Annotated in this window: 14 protein-coding genes and 1 pseudogene; 9 read left to right on the top strand and 6 right to left on the bottom strand. The window is 40.5% G+C overall.

Features of this window, described 5'->3' with window-relative positions; genetic code table 11:
• The first annotated feature begins 409 nt into the window (after positions 1–409).
• The 3 genes from GX654_19780 (at position 410) to GX654_19770 (ending at position 3,932) form a co-directional block, all read left to right on the top strand.
• On the top strand, positions 410–1,213 hold the full coding sequence (locus tag GX654_19780) for a hypothetical protein (protein ID NLD39106.1): 804 nt from the start codon (positions 410–412) through the stop codon (positions 1,211–1,213).
• A gap of 91 nt (positions 1,214–1,304) precedes the next feature.
• Positions 1,305–2,636 carry a hypothetical protein gene (locus tag GX654_19775; GenBank protein NLD39105.1) on the top strand — a complete coding sequence of 444 codons (1,332 nt, stop codon included), beginning with the start codon at positions 1,305–1,307 and terminating at the stop codon, positions 2,634–2,636.
• Positions 2,637–3,425: 789 nt separating this feature from the next.
• Positions 3,426–3,932: a cyclic nucleotide-binding domain-containing protein gene (locus GX654_19770; protein ID NLD39104.1), complete on the top strand. Its 507-nt coding sequence runs from the start codon at positions 3,426–3,428 to the stop codon at positions 3,930–3,932.
• A gap of 42 nt (positions 3,933–3,974) precedes the next feature.
• Here GX654_19770 and GX654_19765 read toward each other — a convergent pair whose 3' ends face one another.
• A complete protein-coding gene (locus GX654_19765; GenBank protein NLD39103.1) occupies positions 3,975–4,868 on the bottom strand; it encodes a phosphatidylserine decarboxylase in 894 nt (297 codons plus the stop codon).
• Between the two features lie 172 nt (positions 4,869–5,040).
• Here GX654_19765 and GX654_19760 point away from each other — a divergent pair, with 172 nt between their 5' ends.
• The gene (locus tag GX654_19760; protein NLD39102.1) at positions 5,041–5,871 is read left to right on the top strand and encodes an SDR family oxidoreductase; all 831 of its coding nucleotides are present in this window, start codon (positions 5,041–5,043) and stop codon (positions 5,869–5,871) included.
• A gap of 244 nt (positions 5,872–6,115) precedes the next feature.
• Here GX654_19760 and GX654_19755 read toward each other — a convergent pair whose 3' ends face one another.
• The 4 genes from GX654_19755 to GX654_19740 all read right to left on the bottom strand — a co-directional run bounded on the left by GX654_19755 (position 6,116) and on the right by GX654_19740 (position 12,106).
• Entirely contained in the window at positions 6,116–8,047 is a 1,932-nt protein-coding gene (locus GX654_19755; GenBank protein NLD39101.1) for a hypothetical protein, read from the bottom strand.
• Positions 8,048–8,165: 118 nt separating this feature from the next.
• The gene (locus GX654_19750; protein NLD39100.1) at positions 8,166–9,548 is read right to left on the bottom strand and encodes an MATE family efflux transporter; all 1,383 of its coding nucleotides are present in this window, start codon (positions 9,546–9,548) and stop codon (positions 8,166–8,168) included.
• 308 nt (positions 9,549–9,856) lie between these two features.
• On the bottom strand, positions 9,857–11,797 hold the full coding sequence (locus GX654_19745; protein ID NLD39099.1) for an FAD-binding protein: 1,941 nt from the start codon (positions 11,795–11,797) through the stop codon (positions 9,857–9,859).
• A 12-nt stretch (positions 11,798–11,809) separates the two neighbouring features.
• Positions 11,810–12,106 carry a ferredoxin family protein gene (locus GX654_19740; GenBank protein NLD39098.1) on the bottom strand — a complete coding sequence of 99 codons (297 nt, stop codon included), beginning with the start codon at positions 12,104–12,106 and terminating at the stop codon, positions 11,810–11,812.
• 780 nt (positions 12,107–12,886) lie between these two features.
• On the opposite strand from GX654_19740, the gene GX654_19735 reads away from it, so the two are divergent.
• From GX654_19735 to GX654_19720, 4 genes are all read left to right on the top strand, one after another.
• Positions 12,887–15,295 carry a hypothetical protein gene (locus tag GX654_19735; GenBank protein ID NLD39097.1) on the top strand — a complete coding sequence of 803 codons (2,409 nt, stop codon included), beginning with the start codon at positions 12,887–12,889 and terminating at the stop codon, positions 15,293–15,295.
• A 66-nt stretch (positions 15,296–15,361) separates the two neighbouring features.
• Complete coding sequence (locus tag GX654_19730; GenBank protein ID NLD39096.1) at positions 15,362–21,322, top strand: hypothetical protein; 5,961 nt, start codon at positions 15,362–15,364, stop codon at positions 21,320–21,322.
• Positions 21,323–21,528: 206 nt separating this feature from the next.
• On the top strand, positions 21,529–22,398 hold the full coding sequence (locus GX654_19725) for a formylglycine-generating enzyme family protein (GenBank protein ID NLD39095.1): 870 nt from the start codon (positions 21,529–21,531) through the stop codon (positions 22,396–22,398).
• Between the two features lie 115 nt (positions 22,399–22,513).
• Positions 22,514–23,215 carry a hypothetical protein gene (locus GX654_19720; protein NLD39094.1) on the top strand — a complete coding sequence of 234 codons (702 nt, stop codon included), beginning with the start codon at positions 22,514–22,516 and terminating at the stop codon, positions 23,213–23,215.
• A 235-nt stretch (positions 23,216–23,450) separates the two neighbouring features.
• On the opposite strand, the pseudogene GX654_19715 reads toward GX654_19720, so the two are convergent.
• Positions 23,451–23,927, bottom strand: a pseudogene (locus tag GX654_19715) (ATP-binding protein).
• A gap of 77 nt (positions 23,928–24,004) precedes the next feature.
• Here GX654_19715 and GX654_19710 point away from each other — a divergent pair.
• A partial coding sequence (locus tag GX654_19710) for a transposase (GenBank protein NLD39093.1) occupies positions 24,005–24,130 on the top strand: 126 nt, incomplete at its 3' end.

The following is a 24,130-nucleotide window of genomic DNA, read 5'->3' as shown; positions in this document are numbered from 1 at the left end:
TAATATTTGATATCCTCTTCCAGTAGATATTTTATATGGACAACAAAATATATTGTATGTACGATCAAACCTTAACATTAAAATTTATCCTGTCATTTCAATAGATTTTAGCTTGACGCCAATGCGCACAAGCGGGAATCCAGTTGTTTTTGATTTGTAATTACTTGTCAGTGTACAGTGGTTTGGGATATGTCCAATGTCAAGGGGCTGTTGCCCAAAGCGCTGAATTGTGCTTTTGTGCTCATTCAGCTAGAAAGTTACTCTACTAACTTATTGAAATTATTGATTGCTAAATTTTTTAAAAGAGTAACTTGTGGTCATAATCCAATTTGGGCAACAGCCCGTCAAGGGCTGACCCCTGTTGTTCACCTGTTGTTCATGGGTGATATTTCAGTAAAGCGGAGGTATTATGTTTGTTATCAAGATCATCATTGATAAATTGAAAGCACTAGGGAGTGAAAAGCCAGAAGTAAAATCTGATCTTATTCCTTTTAAATACTCTAAAGATATTGATGATAGTGACGAAAAAGATATAGAGTTAATTTCTGATGTTTACCCTTCAAAAGTCGATTTGCCTTTTGATAGAGGACCAGATACCCATTCGCTCAATACTTGGCGAGATAGTTGTAACACATTAATTTCTGGTATTAGTATTCCAATAGGCATGAAGTATATAGATGCTCAAGGAACAGTTACTAATAGACAAGTTGAAGTAAATAAAATATTTAGAAGTGATGATCATAGCCGATATTTCTCTGGTTTTTGTTTTTTAAGAGAAAACCACAGGACATTTCGTGAAGATCGTATTGAAGAGATTATCGAATTAGACACTGGAGAAATTCATCCAAAACCACATACCTTTTTTGACCGATATGGTATTTTTAATTCAATAAAAATGGAAGAGCTTCAAATTATCATTCATATCCTTTCATACTTGGCTAGAGCTGATCGAAAATTCCTTGATGATGAAAAGCAAATTATTTCAAATATTATTTCTCAGTATTGTACTGGTGAACAAAAAAATCTTGTAGAAAATTATGCTTTTAATCACAAGGTCACAAAGAATGATTTTATAAATGAAGCTTCAAAGCTTGAATATATGCATGAAAAGGTTATTGAATATATATGTATAAAAGCTGAAAAACTCATAAAAATTGATGGCAAAATTACACTAAAAGAACAAGAATTATTTGATCTATTAAAAGGTCATTAATAAATGCACAACCTCTGCATCTATAAGAACCGGGCGATAAAACACTGCCCTACCTGTAATAAAGCCCGTTAATCTTATGAGTCAAGATCTCTTGAGGAACTATGTCGAGAAACCCTTCATCGAGGAGATTCTAGTTCTCCGAACAGGTGAAATTGTGCCCTCATCAGTTTTTTTGGAGCGCGACTGTAGAAATATTTCGATCATCAGAAAAGAGCTGCGAGCAGCTATTTGTAGAGGAGAACCTCTGGTTGCATGCGCTCTCTGTTCAGTACCGGTTTACCCTATCGCATCAAAGCTAAAAAACCATTACTTTCGACATGTTGAAGAAGATGGTAGATGCCCTTACCATACGAGGGGAGAAAAAAATCAAGATCAGATTAATGCTCTCAAATACCACTGTCTAAAGGAGGGCCAGCCGCACAAGGAAATGAAAGCAATGGTCATCGATAGTCTTGAATCTGACCCGATATTCTCATCCCGCCCGATAGATATGGAAAAAAGATGGAAAGGTACGATTAACCCAAAATCTTGGCGAGTCCCAGATGTTAAGGCATGGTATAATGCTATACCTATAGCCTTTGAGGTACAACTTTCCACCACATTTCTGAACGTTGTTGTTGAAAGGGAGCAGTTCTATCTAAACGAAAAAGGGTTAATATTTTGGATATTTAAGAGCATTGATTTGGAAGATCCTAGACTGTTTCAGCAGGATCTCTTTTATAACAATAACAGTAACATTTTTATTGTGGACGCTGAAACCGTTGCAAAATCGAGGGCTAAATGCAGATTTTTCTTGCGCTGCTATTACCATGTCCCCACCTATTCTGAAAATGGAATTAGTGATAACTGGAAAACTGAGATTATATGCTTCGATCAGTTAACACTGGATGTTCAAAATCAGCAAGTCTATTTTTTCGATTACAAGAAAGCATGTCAAGAAGCAATTCAGTGTGGGGAAAAGAGACGTATAGAGCATCTAAGAGATGCCTACGAGCAGTTCTGGTATGACCTTGATAAAGCTTCGCAAAAATTAACTGATGAGATGGATACCAGATATGCTGTTTTATATCGAGAAGTCAAAGAACTGGGCATAAATATACCTGCTTCATACCATGATAGGCGATATCAAAGCACCATTTTTATATTACTCAGCGCAAAAAATGGTAAAGTAATAGGTTTTGAACATAAATATCTTATTCAAGTCGCACATCTAGCATATGATTCATACAAGAAAATACTGTGGTATTTCGGAATGGTTCTTAACTTTTTTGGACATAAACGGGTGGTTGAGATAGAAGATAAAACTGGGAAGTGGAAAAGCAGAACAGACGAGATAAGGAGAAAAATGTCGGAAAAGAACCCTGAATTCATAAGAGACTCTCAGTATGAGTCTCTGTTCAAGTTCCTTTTTCCGATGATTTAGGTCAAAATGTAACAGAGGCGAATGATGTCAGGCCTACACATATAGAGGTTAGACAAGATGCCGACCGTGAAAATCAAAATAACTTTTGCGTAAAGCATTAGTAAAGCATCATGGGGTGAAGAAGACGACTTTACCTACATCACCAACTCACATCACACTTCAAGCCCTGGGATTCAAAACAGGCAGCATTGAAATTGCACAGGTTTTGCATTGACAACCTGTTTTACTTTTGACATAAAATTTTCACCAAAATAACGCGTTCATATTACTAAAACTTTGTGATCTTGGAAAAGAGAAAATATAAAAAAATTTCTACGTTTACATTACAGTAACCTCAGAATATTGAAAAAAATATTTATATAAATGGATTTGGATAAGGAAGCAGGTCAAGGTCTTTTATAAATTTGTAATTGCCCTGAGACATAATATCGCTTCATCTATATTTCTGGCGGAATCTATTAAAATGTCAGTATCAATAATAACAATATCAGACACTCGGAATTCTCCATTCAGATTTGCGTAGAGCTTTGAGCCATGTTCGACTGTCTACCAAATCAGCCTGGGTCATGTTAATGTTCCTTTGTAAAAACAATTAACTCCGACGATAAAGCTATTCTAAATTAAATTCAATAGGTTTTTGTATTATAAACCTGCCGCAAAATAATCATATTGCGGTTGGATGAATTTTCCATTAGAATAAATCAAAAAAACCGATGCTGATTGAAATATTCGTCACGGTCGGGAGAATTGGTACACCCTTATTAGTAACCTTATCAGAGGTGATACATCATGATCGAATCTGAATTTTTAAAAGACAATCTTAAATTTGTTGAAAAATTAAAAAAAATACAGAGCTTTGAAGATTTTTCTGAGAAAGACCTTAAGGGCATCCTTGAGATGAGCAAGCTAAGACAATATGAGCCTGGTGAGGCGATTCTGAAAGAGGGAGGTTTTGATTCCTGTGTGTTTTTTCTTATCAGCGGACAGGTAAAAGTGGTCAAGAATGATGAGAGTCTGGGTATCCTAAAACGCTCAGGAGATGTATTTGGTGAAATGTGCATAATTGACGCCTCTCCACGGTCTGCATCAGTAATTGCAATTGACAGGACAGTCTGCATGGCAACAGATGCCTCATATCTCGACAGGTTAAAGGGCAAAGACAAATTCGTTTTTTCAAGCATCCTCTACAGGATCTTTTCCCAGATCCTGGCTAACCGTTTAAGAATAACGAGTGAGGAATTAAGCAAGGCAAAGGAAGAGATAGAGAGGTTAAAGGCGGAAAGAAATGAGTCGTAATTCAATATTCAAAATTGAAGATTCAAGATTGAAAAAACAGGGTTAAAGGAGTGTTGCCAGTTTTTCACCCATCCTGATGGTGGTTTCATAACCTTTTCTGGTATTTTCTATTATATCTGTATCAACCTTAACCCTCTCTTTTTCAAAAAGGACAATAACAGTTGACCCTCCAAATGAAAACCATCCCTTTTCATCCCCCTTTAGCACCTCTGTATCAGGGAGATAACTCTGGATAATAGAACCAACCATTGTTGCCCCTATTTCACAAAGAAGGATATTTCCTGCATTATTAGTGTTTAACACACTGTATTCTCTTGTGTTCTCCCAGTATATTTTCATCCTGTTTTTTACCGCATATGGAGAGACTGAATAATAGGCCCCATTAATTCGTGTTGATTTTGAGATCCTGCCATTTGCCGGAAAATGAAAGCGGTGGTAATCCGCAGGGGCAAGTCTAATTATCAACAGTGTTCCGCCTGAGTATCTTTTTCCAAGTGATTGATCCTGTAATAATTTATCAATGGAAAACTGGTGTCCCTTGGCGAAAAATGTGTCAAGGCCACCCATTTCTGAAAACCCCAGGGTTTTGCCATCAGCAGGCGAAACGATTGCATTCACATCTCTGTCTATTGGCCTGGATTCAGGTTTTAGCCTGCGGATAAAAAAATCATTAAATGTCGTAAAATCATGGAGAGGGCGAAGAGCTTCACTCATATCAATATTAAGCTCTTTAATAAAACCGCCTATTTTATTCTTTGATGCCGGTTTATCCATCTTTCTGCCATACCATCTTGATAAAAACCTCCTTTTAACAAGCCCCTCTAAGGTAAGCCTTCCAAAAGGGTTGTAGTAAAGCCATTTAAGCCATCCTTCACCGGGGACGATTTCCTGAAGGACTTTTCCTGTTTTTCGATCTATATAGAGGATGCTCTCCATCACATTATCCTTAATAATAAAAGTTTTAATCGATATTATGACAGTTGCATCAAAAGCACAACCTGATTTAAACAGCCTGAGCATAGTTGATCATCATTAATAGACTTGATAAACAGGATTTTACCGGTTATACAAAGAATCCTGTAAAACAATATAATAGAAAAGAGGTGCTATGGATATGATGCTTAAAGGTAAAACTGCAATAATTACCGGGGGTGGAACAGGGATCGGCGCTGCGGTGGCTGCAAGGTTTGTTGCAGAGGGCGCTAAAGTGTGTATTACCGGTCGTCGTGAAAGTGTGCTTGATGAGACAATCAAATCTTTACCAAAGGGCACTGCTGTGAAATGCCCGGGTGATGTAACAAACCCATCAGACATTGAACGTATTGTTAAAACAGCAGTGGACTTTGGCGGTACTGTGAATGTGCTTATAAACAATGCGGGGGCAGGGGCAGAGGGCTCAATAACCAGCACATCAATAGAAGACTGGAGAAGAATAGTAGAGATCAACCTTGTTGGACCATTTATGCTTATGAGGGCAGTCATCCCCTATATGCAAAAGGCTGGCGGGGGCTCCATTGTAAATATATCTTCACTTGCATCATTGCGGGCCATACCTCATGGCAATGCCTACTGTGCATCAAAGGCAGGGCTTAATATGATGACCATGCAGGCAGCGCTTGATTATGGTGGAGATGGTATCAGGTGCAATGTTATCTGCCCCGGTTTTATCTTCTCGGAGATGACAGAAGGGCGCTTCGGACAGGTTGCAAAGGATAACGGCATTGACCTTAATACACTTATGTTAAAGGTATTTAATGATGTGCCTGCACGCAAGGCCGGCACACCTGACAGGATAGCCGGGCTCTGCGCATTTTTTGCCAGTGATGATTCAACATATGTTACAGGGACGGTTATTCCTGTTGACGGGGGACTATCTATAATGGATCCGTTCCCTTTATGTGTAAAAAATGCAGACCTTGAAATAAACGCAGAGAAATAGAAACAAGATTAAAAATTCAAGATTCAAAATTGAAGATTCAAGATCCAGGATAAAAGAAAGTTGGAAGCTTATCATTTTGTATATTATTTGAATTTCACAAAATATGAACGTCCAACGCTCAACATCCAAAGTTCATTTGAAGACAGAACGCATTGTCTTTTTTTTGCTTTAGATTTTTCATTGGAAGTTGAAAGTTCGACGTTCGATGTTGGGCGTTCATATTTTTGAAATAATGACCTTCTTACTATTTTAACAATCCCAGCTTGCCAAGCTCCTCTGCAATATCCGCCATATCAAAACCCTTAAGGGTTGACTCCTTTAATAGACCTGTTTCCACATCCCAGCCACGTAATTCATAATACTCATCTTTCAATTTTTCAAATGCATTCCTGTCAAATACACTGCCCTCAACGCATACTATTTCATCATTTTTACCCGGTATTATGCACTCAGGATCGCAGAAGAGCTCCCATTTTTTAAGGGGCTGGGTAAAATAGTAATCCATCATCTGATCATCTGTCCTTCCCTTCCACCCGTGTTTTAAATGAATGGCCCTCTGCATGTTGATATTTCTTTCACCAAGCCGGTTCAAGCCGTCCTCATCAACCTCTCTGCCTGTTACAGCGGAATATATCTGCCATTCAAGGGCAGGTTCATCCATGTTTCTGGTAAAGTAGTCCTGCCATATTGCCATCCAGCTCAGGTCACACAGTATAAGGCTTTCCTTTACATAGGCCCTGTCAATGGCCTTTTTTGATGCAAGCGCCTTTCCTTCCATTGTGGTAAAATCGGCAGCAATTTCACTTCCCCAGATACGTTTTGCAAATTTTCTAAAGACTTCGCTCGAAAAAAAGGCATTCTCCATCTTTCTCGCCCATGCTACCCATTTGAAAAGATATGATACAGGCTCATGCAGTGTCTGGATAGGTCTTCTCGGCTCAGTTGCATATATGAGAGCGTTTGCAGGTATGAGACGCGGGTCATAATCCTTTGTTTCACTGTTCCTGGTAGCAACGCAATACCCTAGATGTTTTTTTGCAGACTCGCCTATGGCCTCTGCGGCCTCTATGGTGCCTTTAGCAAGGAGGTCACCGAAACCTTCTCTTGAGGCAATCTTTGCTGTAAGGATTTCTATGAATTCGGGTGTCCCCATCTTTGAAAGGGGAAGGCCGGCCTCTTCTTCTGTGAGGGTTCCATCCTTGTAGCAGTATGAGAGCCAGTCAACCATGCCATGCATAACAGATGTATCAAGCCCGTAATCGTCGCAGAGCCTGGAGGCGAGCATTCGTGTCTCACTGTTGTCCTTTCCTTTGTTATATTCCATTACGGGTTTAAAATAAAACATCATTGCCTGGCAAAGGGATTTATATTTACTGCCATTAAAATAAGGGTATACATAACGACCACATCCAACACCGCATCCGTAACAGATATGCTTTTTAAAGGAGTCATTTATCTTCCACATCCCTTCATCATGATCTGCTGTTTTGTGAATTTCACGGATTTGTCTTGCCAGGATTTTTAACTTATCAGGATTGGCTGCTACAGGTCTTTTATCACCTGCAACGATAACGGCCTTAAGCAGTTTTGAACCCATCACGGCCCCAAGGCCAGCGGAGCCTGAAGAGCGGTCTTCCGCAAGTACAGTGGCAAAGACTACGAGATTTTCTGCTGCCTTACCTATTGTAAGGATGCTGAAATCCTTTCCATGTTCAGCCTTGAGCGCATCAGTAGCATGAAAGGCTGACATTCCCCAGAAGCGCGAGGCATCCTTTATCTCTACTGAATCATCCTTGATTACGATGTAGACCGGTTTATCAGCTTTCCCCTGTATGATAAGGCCGTCGTATCCTGCGTATTTCAGCATGACACCCCATCTGCCTCCCAGGTTGGAATAGGAAAATGTCTCCCTGTCTCCCTGGGGTGATTTACCGCAGATTTGCCATCTTGAGCCGGCGAACCCTGTAAAACCTGCAACAGGGCCTGTGGCGCAGATCAGGCAGTTTTCAGGATCAAATGCCTTTGTTTCAGGCGGAACAAAGTCCCAGAAAAGTTTTGCAGCAATACCCCTGCCGCCAATAAATCTGTCTGAATACCCTGCTGTATCAAGCCTTGTTATATTTCTGTTTGTCAGGTCAACTTTAAGGATATTACCTGCATATCCAAACTGCGTCATATGTTTTTCCTCAAGCCTTAAACCACAAACCACATACCTTAAACCTCATACCGTAGACCGTATAATATAAACTACCCATATACTTCAATAAAAAACCGGATCAATAATCTGGAAAAATTTACTGTAAGGTTTGGGGTATTTCATTCTGAGTAATCCCTTTTCTAAATTCTGTAAGTATGGGCAGCATAAGAATTCCGACTAGAAAAAATGTCAGAACATCAGATGAAGGGAATGCAAGCCATACCCCTTTGAGCCTGAACAGATGGGTCCAGAAGAGGGCAGATGGTATCAGGAAAATTACCGGTCTGCCAAATGCTGTAATAAATGCCTGCTTTGCCTTACCGATTGCCTGGAATATCATGGTGCCGATATGGAGCGGCCCTAACAGCGGAAGGGCCAGGAACATATATCTGTTTGTTGCTATGCTCATCTTTATCAGTTCAGGGTCATCAGTGAATATTCTTATAAACGGTTCAGGGGTAAAATAAACGAGAAGAAAACCCGCTGTGCCGAATATCAGTGACCAGACCAGGGCAAGGTTCATGGACCTTATGACAAGCCTGAAACGTTTTGCCCCGTAGTTGAAGCCAAGTATTGGCTGGACCCCCTGGCTTAAGACCATTCCAGGCATGGTTATGAACATGAGTATCCTCTGCGCTATGCCAAAGGCGCCAAGTGCATAGTCACCTCCATAGGTCGCTGCCATCTTGAAGAGTATCATTGCGGCCAGGCTGCTCGCAAACATCTGTATAAATGCGCCGGAGCCTATTGCTGACATCTCCTTCATGATCTTTATATCCGGGATAAAATTGGCTACCCTGATCTTGAGATAATTCTTACCTGACCTATAATAGTTTAACAGGTACAGCATGGAAAAGAGCTGGGCTATAATTGTGGCAACGCCTGCGCCTTTAACACCCATCTGCATTCGCACTATAAATATATAACAGAGGATAATATCTATGATAGCCCCTGCTATCATGGCAACCATGCTTACCTTTGCGTTGCCCTCTGCCCTTGTATAGTTCATGAGTGAGGTGCCTATAATTGCGAATATCATGCTTATTATTATATAGATCATGTATTCACGCGCATAGGGCAGGACATTTTCGGAGGCCCCCATAATGGTGAGCCAGAAGTTAAGGAATGGCATCAAACCGATGATGGCAAGGCAGCTCAGTATTACAGCAAGTGTAATGCCGTTACCAAGTGATTTTTCAGCCTGCTCATTCTCCCTTGCCCCGAGAAACCGGGAGATAAGCGACATACCCCCTATGCCTGACATGGTCCCAAGCCCGAAACCTATCATCTGAAGCGGAAATGCAATGGAGAGGGCTGCCATGCCCAGATGGCCAACATATCTGCCTATAAAAATAGCGCTTATTACATTATAGAGTGAATGTACAAACATGCCGAAAAAGACCGGCATGGATAATTTAAAGAGAAGGTGACCTATTTTGTCTGTGTCGAGCACACTTTTATTAAATCTGTTTTCTTCCATATAATTCACTTCTTGTTAAACATTAATCAGACTTTTTGTGGCTGGCACAATACTAGAAAAATGGAGATAAGGGAAAGGAAAAGATTTGAAATTGGAAATTTGAGATTTGAAATAATCAGGGTTCAAGGGTTCCAGGGGTCCAGGGTTCGAGTAAAATAATTTTAAAACCCCTTAACTCACAATTCACAATTCACAATTTTCAACCTTGAATCTTGAACCCTTGCCCCCTGTATTCTTCTTAACCTATAACCTATAACCTTAAACCTCGAACCCTTAAACCTTAAACCTCAAACCTCAAACCTCAAACCTTATTTTTTATACACCCCTTCATAATCGGGGTTATGCTTCTCATACTGCTCCTTCATGTTGCCCCAGAAATTCTGCGGCTTGTAATCGATCTTTATTCTATCATTTTCAAGCTTAATGGTGGAGAACCTGTTCCATTCAGGGGGATCAACCTCAGGGTAATCTATCCTGTCAAAGCCCAATGGTACACTGCTGGCCTTCCTTGCAATAGATGCGTTCAGTATGATCTTTGCATGTTCTATCAATTGCAGGTCTTCAAGGCTTCTCATAAGCTTATGAGGATCAAGCGCATAGAGCTGCGGCACTGCCTCCTTTTCCATCTTTTCAATTGCCCATAAGCCCATCCTGAAGAGCCTTTCTGTCTTGAATTCACTTGCATAATACTGCATTGCCCTTGCAAGCCCTGCATGAAGCTCTTTCCATTCAATACCGCCTGAGCGTTTAATGGGGGCATATACCCTTGCCTTTTCTCTTGCTATCTGATCGCGTGAAACCTTGCCCTGTTCTATCTCTTTTGCATATGCGACTGCCTTCCTTCCCGCGTATCTCCCTGTTGCAGCGCAGTAACTGTGGTCTTCTGATGAAAACATGGTGTTGCCTGCTACATAAAGCCCGTCAAGCGAACTCTTAAGGTTCCAGTCAACCAGCAGGCCTCCCATTCCGGGCTGACGCCACTGTGGCATGGTCTGGCCTTCCAGGAATTTATAACTCTGCTGCAGGTCTTTGCTCCCGTCAAACCCTGCCTGGTTAAAGGTATCGATAATCACCTTTGTTGTGGACTCCTCTCCAAGCATTAGGTTCCATGTAGCGCGTCTTTCCACATCAGACATTGAGGGCCAGTCACCATAAAAGGGCAGCTCATACTCACCCTTCAATATTGCCTCCTTGATCTTCCTATCCCCTTCAGGTGTGAGGATCATGGCGCCTGCATCTTCCCAGCCCTGAATGGGGAGTGGAACCCTTTTACCATTGGCATCCACAAGGGGCACATTTTCATAGCTTGCATCGCCTGCGCCTGTATACCACTTGTGTTTAAGACCGGTTGCAATGCCGATCGGGCCTGTGGCCTCCATATCCACCAGTTCAGCCCCGGCCTTCCATCCCATGATAAGCCCGTCGCTGGATGAGGCCCTGTTCATCATGGTAGACATACCGCACAGCTCACTGTTCATAAGCCACACAGAGCCTCCGCCTGCTGTTGATACAATGGTTGACTTTGATTTGAATATCATGAACTCACCGGTACGGTTATTAAGCCCTGTTGCGCCGATAACTCGATCGCCCTGTACCCCATTTTCAGTCAGAAGGCTCGTGCCCATGACCCTGTCAAATATCTGTACTCCCAGTCTTTTGCACTCTTTTTTAAGGGCCGGTTTAAATGTGGAGCCCCATACGCGGATAACAACATTATTCCGCTTTTCAGGCGGATTAAACCCCGGTGTGCCCATGTTGGGGTCAGGCATGTAGCTGTGTATGGTGCCGTAACGTGGAGAGATCATGAACTTGGTTTTATCATCCCTTCCTTCAGCGCCCTTATATTCATCATTTGTGTCACGGATCTTTCCGCCCATCTGTTCCATTTCTAGCAGTGTATCATAATCCTCGCGGCACTGGATCTGTATACCGATACCGTTAGGGTAGGGGCGGTCAGCCATATGGATGGCCCAGTCATCAGGGCTGACGCGTGATAATGGGTTTGCAGGTACACAGCACCAGTGGTCACAACCAGGCCCGCCTGCGCCGCTCCTAATAGTGTCACCCTTTTCAACAAGTGTAACCTTTAGCCCCTGTCTTGCAGCGCTTATTGCTGCCCAGCATCCTGCGATGCCTCCGCCTATTACCAGTATATCTGTCTCTACCTCTACCTCATTTTCAAAGCGGACAGGGTAGGGCCAGGTTGGTGGTGTGCTATTAGCTTTTAAATAATCGTGCCAGTTTGTCATGGTAATCCCTCCTTATATTTGACCAATTTCGCCGGTTTTTTTGTTCTTCCAGTAAGCGCGTGACTGAAGAGGCCAGTTGAATTTTATTGCGCCTGGTCTCGGGCAGTCATTTGCGCAGCAGCCGCAGTACCAGCATTCATCCTGATGCAGGATAATGGGCGGCTTCCCCTTTACAGGGTTGGGGATGTAAACATCAATAGGGCATACCTCCACACAGTGGTTGCAGCCGTTGCACCTTTCCGCGTTGAATATTACCGGCTGATTGGGTGTGGTAACATTGGGAATAGCGAATAATACTTGTTGGGACATGATTTACCTCCGGGTCTTATTTGTTATTGCCTGTAAAAAAGAATCTGCCTGAAAAATATGCATTTTTCCAGACGGATATAAAGTAACCTCGTTTTAAAGTTTTATAGATGGAAATAAGACAGGTTCCAAGATTATTTAAGGGCAGATAAAAGTCAAGAAGAAATCTAAAAAATGTTATGGATGAATGCAAAAGCATTATCTTACTTTTCAAACTGTGGTTAATGGAATAGTTATAAAGAGGCTAACTTGAAAAAATTATATATATTTTGTCATTTGCGAAATGCCTATACCAACTTCAACTTCTCTGACCAAATTTCGTTCGTCTGTAATTGCTATAAAACAATATGAAAGAATATGAAATGTGGTTAGCAGAGGCTGAATAGATAACCAGAAAAATAAAAGCTAATTGACTCAGAACTTATTTCAGATTCAATTCAAAACGATTTAATGTATACCAAAATACAAAAACAGGAAAAATCTGATTGACAATAATTTATATGCCTTCTATATTCCGCCTCAATACTTAATCAGCCAACAGCACTATTTAAGTATTCCTGATTTGGATTTACATATTAATTAAGAATGGCCCACTTATTACCCGACAGTATTCAAGGTAATCATAGGTGTGCTACAGTCTTTTTTCTTATCGTAGTTTTTGTCTTATTTGTTTTACGGCTTTTGTTTTTTAGTGAATTAAAATCGTTGCTCATTACGATTCATGTTTTAAGATTTTGAATTATTTTGAAATTTGGCAGTTATTTACTAAACCGGAGGCGAATAATGAAGAAAAATGTTTTGTTACAGCTAACCCTCATGTTTTTTATTCCTTTGTTTATAATTATAGGAATAACTCAAACAGCCTTTGCATTAACATACACTAAGTTGACAAATGGAACTGCAAGTGCCAGTTCATCGGAATCCTCAACCTATGCACCATCCAAGGCCTTTGATTCCAATACAAGCACAAAATGGAAATCGGCTGCGGTACTTATCGAATATCCTAACTCTCCGCCAACCCAATATCTGATATATCAGTTGCCTGCTGCAAAGATAGTCCAACAGTGTACAATTTTAGGGGCAAATGCAGCATGGACTTTACAAGGGAGTAACAATGGTTCTGCCTGGACTAATATACCTAATGTGTCGAGTAATACAACACCATATTTATACTACAAGATTTCATCAGTAGGTTATGTAGTTGGGACGCAATGGGTACCCATACCATGGATGCCCTGGGAATATTATGAAGCACCAATTTACCAGTTCATTGTTTCCGAATTTGAATTATATGCTCCTGATCCCCCTCCGGCAACTTTTACTGCAAGTCCGGCAATAATCAATCTTGGAGCATCAAGTACCCTCACATGGAATGCCAGTGAGGCCTCATCTGTAAGTTTCAGCCCTGCAATAGGAAGTACTGCACTGAGCGGGTCAATAGCAGTATCACCTTCAACTAATACTACATATACTCTAACTGCTACAGGGATAGGTGGTAACACTACAAGAACAGCAACAGTAAATATAGCACCTCCAACTGCCACATTTACTGCGAGTCCGAATCCCATCAGTCTTGGGGGGACAAGTACCTTAAGCTGGAGTACAACCAATGCCACAGCGGTAAGCTTTAGCCCCGCGATTGGCAGCACAGCTCTGAGTGGCTCTATAGGGGTCTCTCCTTCAACAAATACAACATATACCATGACAGTTACAGGGCCGGGGGGTACGATAACCAAAACAGCAACAGTAAATATTGTCCCAACTGCCACATTTACAGCAAGCCCTGCGACGATAAATCAGGGAGGATCAAGCACCCTTACATGGGCTACCACGAATGCCACTTCAGTCAGCTTTAATCCCGCGATTGGTAGCACTGCATTGAGTGGTACAAAAAGTGTATCTCCTACAGCAAATACAACATATACCATGACAGTTACAGGGCCGGGGTGTACAATAACCAAAACAGCAACAGTAAATATTGTCCCAACTGCCACATTTACAGCAAACCCTGCGACGATAAATCAGGGAGGATCAAGCACCCTTACATGGGCTTCCACGAATGCTACTTCAGTCAGCTTTAATCCCGCGATTGGTAGCACTGCTCTGAATGGTTCTATAGTGGTCTCCCCATCAACCAATACGATATATACAATGACTGTTACCGGACCAGGTGGAACAGTATCGCAAACAGCAATAGTCAATATAGTTCCAATAATAAGCTTCACTGCAAGCCCTGCAATAATCAATTATGGTTCATCAAGTACTTTATCATGGAGCACCACCAATGCCACATCAATAAGTATAAACCAGGGAATTGGGTATGTAGCAACAAACGGCTCAATTTCTGTTTCACCAACATCGAATACTACATATACAATAACAGCTATCGGGGCAGGTGGGACAACAACACAGTCTGTAACAATCAACATAGTGCCACACGCTGCATTTACAGCGAATCCATCAACTATTAATCCCAACGGAACAAGCACTTTAAACTGGAGCACCGTGAATGCAACATCAGTAAGTTTTAATCCTGCAATAGGGAGTACAGCCCTGAATGGTTCTATAGGCGTCTCGCCATCAATCAATACAACATATACAATGACAGTTACAGGGGCAGGGGGTACAATAACCCGAACAGTAACAGTAAATGTTGTCCCGACTTCAACCTTCACAGCCAGTCCTGCAGCCATTAATTTGGGTTCATCAAGTACTTTATCATGGAGCACCACCAATGCCACATCAATAAGTATAAACCAGGGGATTGGTGCTGTAGCAGCAAATGGTACGAGAACTGTTACACCAACAGCTACTACTACATATACATTATCCGTTACGGGGCCTGGAGGGGAAGCCACTCCTAAAACAGTTACTGTAACGGTCATTCCTCCGCCAACCGGGACGTTTACAGCGAATCCAAGCTCAATACAAGCCGGGTCTTCAAGTACCTTAACCTGGAATACAACAAATGCGGCATCGGTAAGCATAGATCAGGGGATTGGAGCGGTGGCAACAAGCGGGTCAAGAAGCGTTTCACCCTTGACTAATACTACATACACAATGACTATTACAGGAAGTGGAGGTGCAACAGTATACAAAACAGTAACTGTAAATGTGGTATTACCTCCTAACGGAAGTACCTACACCTATGATGAACTAGGTCGGATCAAAACCATTAACAGAGTAAAGTAATGGCCTGTTTATGCAAATACCAGTTATAAAAATTGCCTGATTAACACTTTTTAATGGAGAGCTTAAATGCGGTTAAGTCAAAAAATAAAAAATGTTATTTTAATCTCAATATCACTTTTCCTTTTGATTATAATGCAAATAGAAACAAGTTTTGCACAGGAAGAAGGGTCTGAAAGCAGTGACAGCAGCTATGTATCCGATAGTGAGGTTTATTCAGAAGAAGCAACCGAATCAGCTAAAAAAGATAATACAAAAAAGTCAACTGATGAATTATCAGAAGAGACTGCTATGAAATCCTCCGCGATGAGCTCTACATCCGGCGGGGCTTCTGAAAAGGCTACAGGCGGAGTATATTCCAAACCTGAATCTGTATCAGTAAGCCAGGTAGGGGCAGCAACATTAAGTTACCCTATTGAGGTGCCTCCGGGAAGGAATGGCCTCCAGCCGAATATTTCTCTTGATTACTCAAGTTATAATGGGAATGGCTGGCTTGGTGTGGGCTGGGACCTTAGCCTGGGTTCAATCAGTCGTTCTACAAAAAAGGGATTAAATTATAGTGGCAGCGAGTTTGTGGCAGATGGAGCAGAATTGGTATCCAGAAGCAGTGACTGGGGTACCAATTACTATGGGGCTAAAATTGAAGGAGCTTTCATAAAATATTATTATAATACAGGGTCTAATCATTGGACAGCTACTGCCAAAGACGGAACAAAGTATTTCTATGGTCAGACTGTGAACTCCAGGATAGCAAATGGAAGCAATGTATATAGCTGGAACCTCGACAGGGTTGAGGATACAAATGGCAATTATATGACTATAAGCTATACACCAGCATACTCAGGGCAGATATATCCATATCAGATATCCTATACAGGAAATACAAACGGCCTTTCTACAAATAAAATAGTAGAGTTCGGACTCGAAGACAGAACCGATATAATAACGTCTTATAAAACAAAATTTCTTGTTACAACAGCCAAACGACTTAGTACAATAACAGTAAAGGTAGATTCAGATATAGCGTATAAATATAACCTTGATTATGAATATTCAGTTGGAAATGGGAGATCAAGGCTAACCCAGATACAGAGAGTAAATCCGAATAACCCAAATGATACCCTTCCACCGTATGAGTTTACATATTATGATGGCGGAGATGGCACATTCACGCCAACAGGCCCTACAACTCAGGCTATACCAGGCTATAGGACTCAAAATCATTATCTGGTATTTGGTGATATTAATGGAGATGGGATTCAGGATTTTATAGAGGTATATTCACTAGGCGGCAGCCAAGAACCTGTCTATGTATACCCGTATCTGGCAAATCCCCATTCTTCTACTGTTCGTTTTACAGCACAAGATCCAATGGAACTTCAGCCATGCCCAATTAACACCTCTACAGGTACTATACAAGTGAGTGTTGCATTAGGAGATATAAATGGTGACGGAAAGGCTGATATGGTAAGTAGCGGTCTGAATTCCAAGGTTCATGTATATCTGTCAACCAGCACTGCGACAAGTTTAACATTTGCAGACAAAATCACCTCTGATGGAGTGAATAACTTCAGTAACAGCCTTGCTGACCTTAATGGAGATGGGAAAACAGACCTGATTATGTTTAATTCAGATGGAACTGTATATACCGCAATATCAAATGGCTCCGGTAGTTTCCCTACAAAGGTTCAACACCAACTTGGTGTCGGGTCGGGTACCTATGAAGTTGCAAGCACAAAAATACACATGGCAGACTTTAATGGCGATGGCAAGGCAGATATTTTTACCTTTACTGAGTATCTAACGCTACCCTCACACCGGGGCTATAAACTTATGATATGGTATGCAAATGCAAATGGAAATGGTTCATTTGATACATACTATACAATACGTGATGATATTGTAAATCAAATAGAGTATCCTAATTTTTGGATTGGTGAAGAAACAATAGGCGACATAAATGGTGATGGTCTTGCGGATGTTGTATACAGGATTAATTTTCCTTATACTCTTCCGTTAGCGGTTGCCTTATCAACCGGTACTGGAATGACTTACGAAGCAGCTAATATCATGAGCAAGCCCGCCCTTGCAGATATAAATGACGATGGGATGGATGATTTAATTGTGACTAATTATATTTATAAATCTGATGGGGATGGTACATTTTCAAGTCCGGTTTACGTTCAAGGTATTAGCGGTGAATCTTTTATGGCTGATATCAATGGTGACGGCCGGTCAGATTCTTGTGAAATGGCCCATTATAGTAACCCATATAATCTCAGTTGCGCACTTGCCAATGGGGAAATTGCAGGTGATGGTCTCGAATCAATAACAAATCCACTTGGCGGCAGTATAGACTTAACCTATGGTAACTCATCAGGGCTTCTCAACAACAGGATGCCGTTTATCTTACACCCTGTAAAAACTATTGAGGCTTATGATGGAATAATTGATGATATCAATAACAACATAGACATACCGGTTGTTACCACATACGATTATGCAAATGGCTATTATGATTATGCAGATAGGGAGTCCAGGGGTTTTGGTTATGTAAAACAGACCAACCCTGATAATACAACTATAGAGACAACCTATGAGATAACCAATAAGTTTAAAAAAGGACGTCCACTTACAGAAGTAATGAAAGATGCTTCTCTGGGTACTACTCTTATGATAACAAATAATAACTGGAGTACATATCCTACCAATCCAACTACCTGGGCATTTGTAAAACTGGCTAGCAAATTGACTACATATGAAAATAATTCTGCTTATAGTACAGCGGAGGCCTATGGATATAACGACACCAACGGGTTCCCTGTTACTGTTGTTAAATCAGGTACAAATGCGAACGGTCAGGCTATTGAACAGGTTACTCAATCTTACACTTATGACAAATACCCTTCAACTTCATGGACGTGGCGGCTTAAACAGGAAACTATTACAGGCTCTACGACCGGTTTAGCCAGAAAGATGACTTATAATTATGACAATAAAGGCAACATGACCAGCAAGACGTTCTGGCGCACTTCAAGTCTTGCATATAATTCAATAGATTATGGGTATGATGCTTATGGTAATGTCATTTCTGAAGTAGATGCTCTTGAACATCCTCCGACAACAATAGCATATGACACAACTTTTACCTTTCCTGTGACTATAACAAATCCAAAAAACCATGTTACAACTAAAACATGGAATTACAGGTTTGGCAAGGAACATCTCGTAACTGACCCCAACGGCAATAAAACCTTTTATTCTTATGATGATTTTGGCAGGAATATTTCTATCACAAATACAAATGCCTCTGATAATATGGTTGGATACAGTGCTACTGATTATACTCATTTTGATGGAACTAACTTTCCCCGCTACATAACCACAAAAGTACTGGAATCAGGGAGTATTGGTTCCGGTTCATATGTTGCAAAAGAAGAATATTATGACGGGCTGGGGAGGACAATAAAGGTTGCTACAGATGGCATTGATGACCAGGAGCCTCCTCAAATCCGCAGGATATTTACAACAACACACTATGATAATATGGGCCGTAAGAGTGAGGCTTACGGGCCGTTTTTTAATGGAGAAGCTGAGAATTCACGCTATTATGAAAAAACCTATTATGACAAAATGGGCAGGGTTGACTATATAGAGAGCCCTTCCGGTGTATCAACCGATCCGGCAATTATTGATTACAACTATCCAAACTACTTTACTACAGTTATCACAGACCCGGATAATAAACAAAAGACAGAAAGGCGTGATCATTTGGGAAGGATATTTGAGGTAATAGAGCATGCAGATTTAGGCAATCAGAGTACATTTTACTGGTATAATGCAGCGAGTGACATGCTGGAGGTGGAAAATGCATTAGGGTACTCCACCCTTATCACCTATGATGCAAGGGGTCTTAAGCTTACCATGGATGACCCAGATATGGGGTATTGGACCTACACCTATGATGAAAACGGCAATCTTTCCACACAAACAGATGCTAAATCGCAGGTGATAACATTTACCTATGAGCTTTTAAACAGGGTTTCACAAAAAACCTATACACCTTCAGAAAATAACCCGACAGTTACATATACCTATGATAATGCAATTAATGGCAAGGGGCAGCTTTACAGTGTCACAAATTCAAATGTAACCACCACATTCAATGAATATGATGAAATGGGCAGGGTTGTAAGTGTAACAAAAACAATTACAGGTGATCAGCCCCGAACAACAGAAACTGATTATGATCTTTCAGGCAAGGTTTTAAATATCACCCATCCGGATGGTCTTGAGGTGCGTAATACCTATTACCCGGGAACCAATCTTCTTAATACAGTTAAAGGTACATTTGACGATGTTACTATTAAGGAATATGCCAAATGTACAGAGTATGAACCCACAGGTAAAATAGGCAGGATATATCATGCATATAATGATACAGAAACTGTCTATACATATGATCTGCAAACAACAAGATTGATGGATCTTTTAACTACAGGACAAAGTGGAGATATCCAGCATAAGTCATATGACTACTCAGACGCAGGGGATTTATTAACTATTACTGATTATAGTGGCCCCACACCGGTTACATACACATATGAGTATGACAACCTGCACAGATTATTATCAGAAGATGTTACAGGTGATTATTTACCACCAACAACTTATGAGGCATTGATTTTTACCTATAATGACCCTGACCATATAAATGCGGTAAGTTCCATTAGTTATAATGGTACGCCTTATGCCTTTTCCTATGATGCCAATGGTAATATGACAAGTGGGTATGATTTTACAAACCCTGCCAGTATTGCTACAAGAAGCCTTACATGGAATGCGGATAATATGCCGCTTACAGTATCGCGTAACGGTACTGTTACAACAACCCTTACATATGATGGTAATGGTGCAAGGGCTAAAAAGGTGGCAGGAGGAACAACCACCTATTATGTAAGCAATGATTATGAGATAAAGAATGGGGTGGCAACAAAGTATGTATTTGCAGGAAACATGAGGGTTGCCAGTATAGAAGGTACAAATATAAATAATTCTAAAATATTCCATAAGGATCACCTTGGCAGCTCCACTGCTATTACAGATAGTACAGGAGCGGATACTGAGACAACCGAATATATGCCATTTGGTGTTCAGAGGAGCCATTCAGGGGCAAACGCATCTGATTACAAGTATACAGACCAGGAACTTGACAATGAAAGTGGGTTGTATAATTATGATGCCAGGATGTATGACCCGGTGATTGGGCGGTTTATATCAGCGGATACAATAGCACAGTCGCCCTATAACCCCCAATCACTTAACAGATACTCTTATTGCATGAATAACCCCTTGAACTATGTTGACCCTAGTGGTCATGTTGCGATACCTGGGCCAAAACTAGATGAGTTTAGAAAGGGGTTCAATGAAACATCACGGGAGGTTGTTGATCCTTACTATACTTATGTTTGGTCTCCGATTCGTGCGGCTATGTCTAGTCTTAATCAAACACTTGGCGGAAATGTGGAATTTGGTAATGGGGATGGAGCGAGAGGTCCAAGTAGAAGTGATTTAAGAGTTTTAGGAAGAGCAAATGAAGCATTTACTAAACTTGTCAATGATTTTCCATGGATTCGCAGTGTATTGGATATGAAAGGTGTTGAACTCACTAGAAGAGAGACTCATTTGAACTATCGGGAAAGAATGATAATGCTTAATCCAAATTCATTAGGCCATGATTATATATCGGATAAAAGAGGTGGAATAAGTAGGTTTAATCTTCATAGGTTATTGATGCATGAATGTTGTGAAGCTCTTTCTATTGTGCAATATTTTCAAACTGGTTATATGGCTAACCATGCTGATATTTTCACGATGGAAAATTCGTATCTAGATCAGGTTAATTATGGTGGAAGAGATAGACTGCCAGGTGTTGACCAAAGAACTGGAGAAAGTGATTCTATTTTATCAGATCGGCGAATAGCCGGTTATAATAATGCGTGGAATTATTATAATGGATTTTGGCGATAAACCAAAAGAAGAAAATGAAACTGTTTCATCAGATGAGCGAATAGATGGTTATCTTAATGCACGAAATTATTATAATAGTAATCGACAATATGTTGTTATTTTTCGTAAATTAATTATTATTTGGAGTTTTAAATCTACTCACATAATAATATTATTAACTTTTTGAAATAACTTGAAATGGGAATTGCCTCTTGGGGAAGTATAAAATGGAAAAAATAAAAAATAAAATTTATTCGGTAATTATATTTATTATCCCTTTCCTTTTGGTTTGCACAGCAGGCTGTATTTTTGCTAAAAAAAATTCAGCAGTTCCATTGCATGTAAAAGGAGGATCATTCACTAACTCTTTAGGTATGGTTTTTAATGAAATTCCTGCAGGAACTTTCATTATGGGAAGCAAGATGGATGAGCTTGAAAGAAATGAAGATGAGATCCTCCACAAGGTAACCTTGACAAAACAATTTTACATGCAGACAACGGAGGTAACTCAGGGGCAGTGGAAGGCTATAATTAAAAGTAATCCCTCTTCTTATAAAGAGTGTGGAAATGACTGTCCTGTTGAAACCGTTTCATGGAATGATATTCAAACTTTTATTAATAAATTGAATAAACGTGGAGAGGGAATCTACCGCCTTCCTACTGAGGCAGAATGGGAATATGCTGTCAGGGCAGGAACTACAACGGCCTTTAATACAGATAATTGTATTTATGGTGCTTATGAAAATTTTTCTCCTGATAGTGAAAATAATTCCTCACTCGATGATTCTTTATTTAACTGTTCATTCGGTGTTTATCATGGAACCCCATTACCTGTAGCCAGCTTAAAGCCTAACGCATGGGGACTGTACGATATGCACGGTAATGTGAGTGAATGGGTTAATGACGAGTATGGTCGTTATCCATCAACTCATGTTGTTGACCCCACAGGACCAAGCTCTGGAAAAAACAAGGTTGTTCGCGGAGGGAACTATGGATCACATGCTGGTCAGTGTCGTTCTGCATTTCGAAGACAAGAATCGCCAGATTATAAGATCTTTGCTATTGGCTTTCGGCTTGTTAGAGAGATTGATCAGTGAATAATGTCCATATGAAACTAAGAAACGAGCAGCGTTAGCAGTAACAAGGATTTAGAGCATTTAATTTTATGTTATAAACCATGATGATCATCATCAATAAGAGAGGAAACAGATTATGCCTGCAATCAGAAAAGATAAATTGATAACGATTTTTTGTATTTTAGTGTTTGGATTCACCGGGGTTGCTATGGCCCAGGAAAAAATAACAGATGCATCATTGACTGTCCTTATTTCGGAAGGAAAGGCATATCTTGAGAAAGGAGACCTTTCGAATGCAGGTAAGAAAATACTTACGGCCTATGAAAATGCCATAAAAGTAAAAAGCAGCTTAAACACTGGGGTATCTAAAGATCTGTCCGAGGCCCTTTTTAAAGTTGGTGATGCAGTGTTAAAAAAAGAGGGATCAGGCAAAGTTAAAGGCTGGGCTGAAAAATCCATTGAGATAAATAACCGGAATGATGATTCATACCTGCTGCTTGGTCGGGTATATTACGATGGAAAGGATTATGCAAAGGCAATTAATGCTGTAAACACAGCAAACAGTATTAAGAAGAGGGCCAATAATTATCTGTTACTGGCATTTACCCGTCTCAAGGAAAAGTCGTACCAGAAGGCTATTGACGATTGCAGTGAGGGGCTTAAAAATAACCCCACTGCTAAAGAAGCATCTGCCTTATTAAACATGAGGGGATTTATATATAATGTAACCGGAGATAATGAAAAGGCAAAAAAAGATTATCTTGATGCATATAATAAAGACCCAGCGAATAAAGCAGCACAAAATAATTATGATAATTTAAAGAAACTGGAATCATAACAGGGGCATTCTGTTTTATTAGTGGTGTCGTGAAAGGTGTTAAACCCAGTGTGGTCATGGCAGCGCGTCAGAAAGGAAACCCTGCCTCGCTTATATCCGGTTCAAGGTCAAGTGTTGAAAAGGGGTCAAATTGGATATACCGGCAAAAAAATCCACCCTGTCCGGGGTGTTGGTTCCAATGAATCCGGGCAGGGGGTTCCAATGGTTCCTGTTAGGAACCAGATTAAATGATTACTTATATTTTCTTTTTTTGTTTAATGCCATAAACCTCCCTCATTGATTTGTCATTATCTTTGTCTATGTACTGTATTTCAATAGTGTAAGAATCATGAACAATCCGATCAAGAATGGCATCAGCTAAAGTTGACTCTGATATTTTCTTGTGCCAGCCAGCAGGGGCAAACTGAGAACAGAAAATAGTAGATGCATATTTATGTCGTGAGTGAACTATTTCCAGCAGGTCCCTTGCCTCGATTTCGGTTAATGACACCAGCATCCATTCATCCAATATCAGAAGACTGTATTTTTTGTACTGATTAATGACCTTATTAAAACAGCCTTCACCCCTGGCGATGGCCAGCTCAGCAAGCAACTCAGGAAGGCGGATATATTTAACAGTATAGTAATGTTTACATGCCTCCATACCTAAAGCACATGCAATATAGGATTTCCCGGCTCCGGTAGCTCCAAGAACAATAATATTATGCTTCTCTGTAATCTGGGATAAGGGGACGACCATTAAAATTAAAATTGCTTGACATTGGTTAGATTTTCAGTAAAAGTGTGGCCATGCCAAGAATAGCCAGACTAGATACACCAGGTTTATTACACCATGTGATGATCAGGGGGATAGAACGCCGCAGGATCTTCAAAGACGATGAAGACCGTGAAAACCTCATGGAAAGGCTTTCTGAT

The sequence above is a fragment of the Desulfatiglans sp. genome (genome assembly GCA_012513605.1).
Taxonomy (GTDB): Bacteria; Desulfobacterota; DSM-4660; order Desulfatiglandales; family HGW-15; genus JAAZBV01.
This window is presented reverse-complemented; position numbering and strand designations above follow the sequence as displayed.

Coding starts and splice junctions, on each gene's coding strand:
- GX654_19780 (NLD39106.1), top strand. CDS start 410: ATGTTTGTTATCAAGATCATCATTGATAAATTGAAAGCACTAGGGAGT.
- GX654_19770 (NLD39104.1), top strand. CDS start 3,426: ATGATCGAATCTGAATTTTTAAAAGACAATCTTAAATTTGTTGAAAAA.
- GX654_19765 (NLD39103.1), bottom strand. CDS start 4,868: ATGGAGAGCATCCTCTATATAGATCGAAAAACAGGAAAAGTCCTTCAG.
- GX654_19760 (NLD39102.1), top strand. CDS start 5,041: ATGGATATGATGCTTAAAGGTAAAACTGCAATAATTACCGGGGGTGGA.
- GX654_19755 (NLD39101.1), bottom strand. CDS start 8,047: ATGACGCAGTTTGGATATGCAGGTAATATCCTTAAAGTTGACCTGACA.
- GX654_19750 (NLD39100.1), bottom strand. CDS start 9,548: ATGGAAGAAAACAGATTTAATAAAAGTGTGCTCGACACAGACAAAATA.
- GX654_19745 (NLD39099.1), bottom strand. CDS start 11,797: ATGACAAACTGGCACGATTATTTAAAAGCTAATAGCACACCACCAACC.
- GX654_19740 (NLD39098.1), bottom strand. CDS start 12,106: ATGTCCCAACAAGTATTATTCGCTATTCCCAATGTTACCACACCCAAT.
- GX654_19735 (NLD39097.1), top strand. CDS start 12,887: ATGAAGAAAAATGTTTTGTTACAGCTAACCCTCATGTTTTTTATTCCT.
- GX654_19730 (NLD39096.1), top strand. CDS start 15,362: ATGCGGTTAAGTCAAAAAATAAAAAATGTTATTTTAATCTCAATATCA.
- GX654_19725 (NLD39095.1), top strand. CDS start 21,529: ATGGAAAAAATAAAAAATAAAATTTATTCGGTAATTATATTTATTATC.
- GX654_19720 (NLD39094.1), top strand. CDS start 22,514: ATGCCTGCAATCAGAAAAGATAAATTGATAACGATTTTTTGTATTTTA.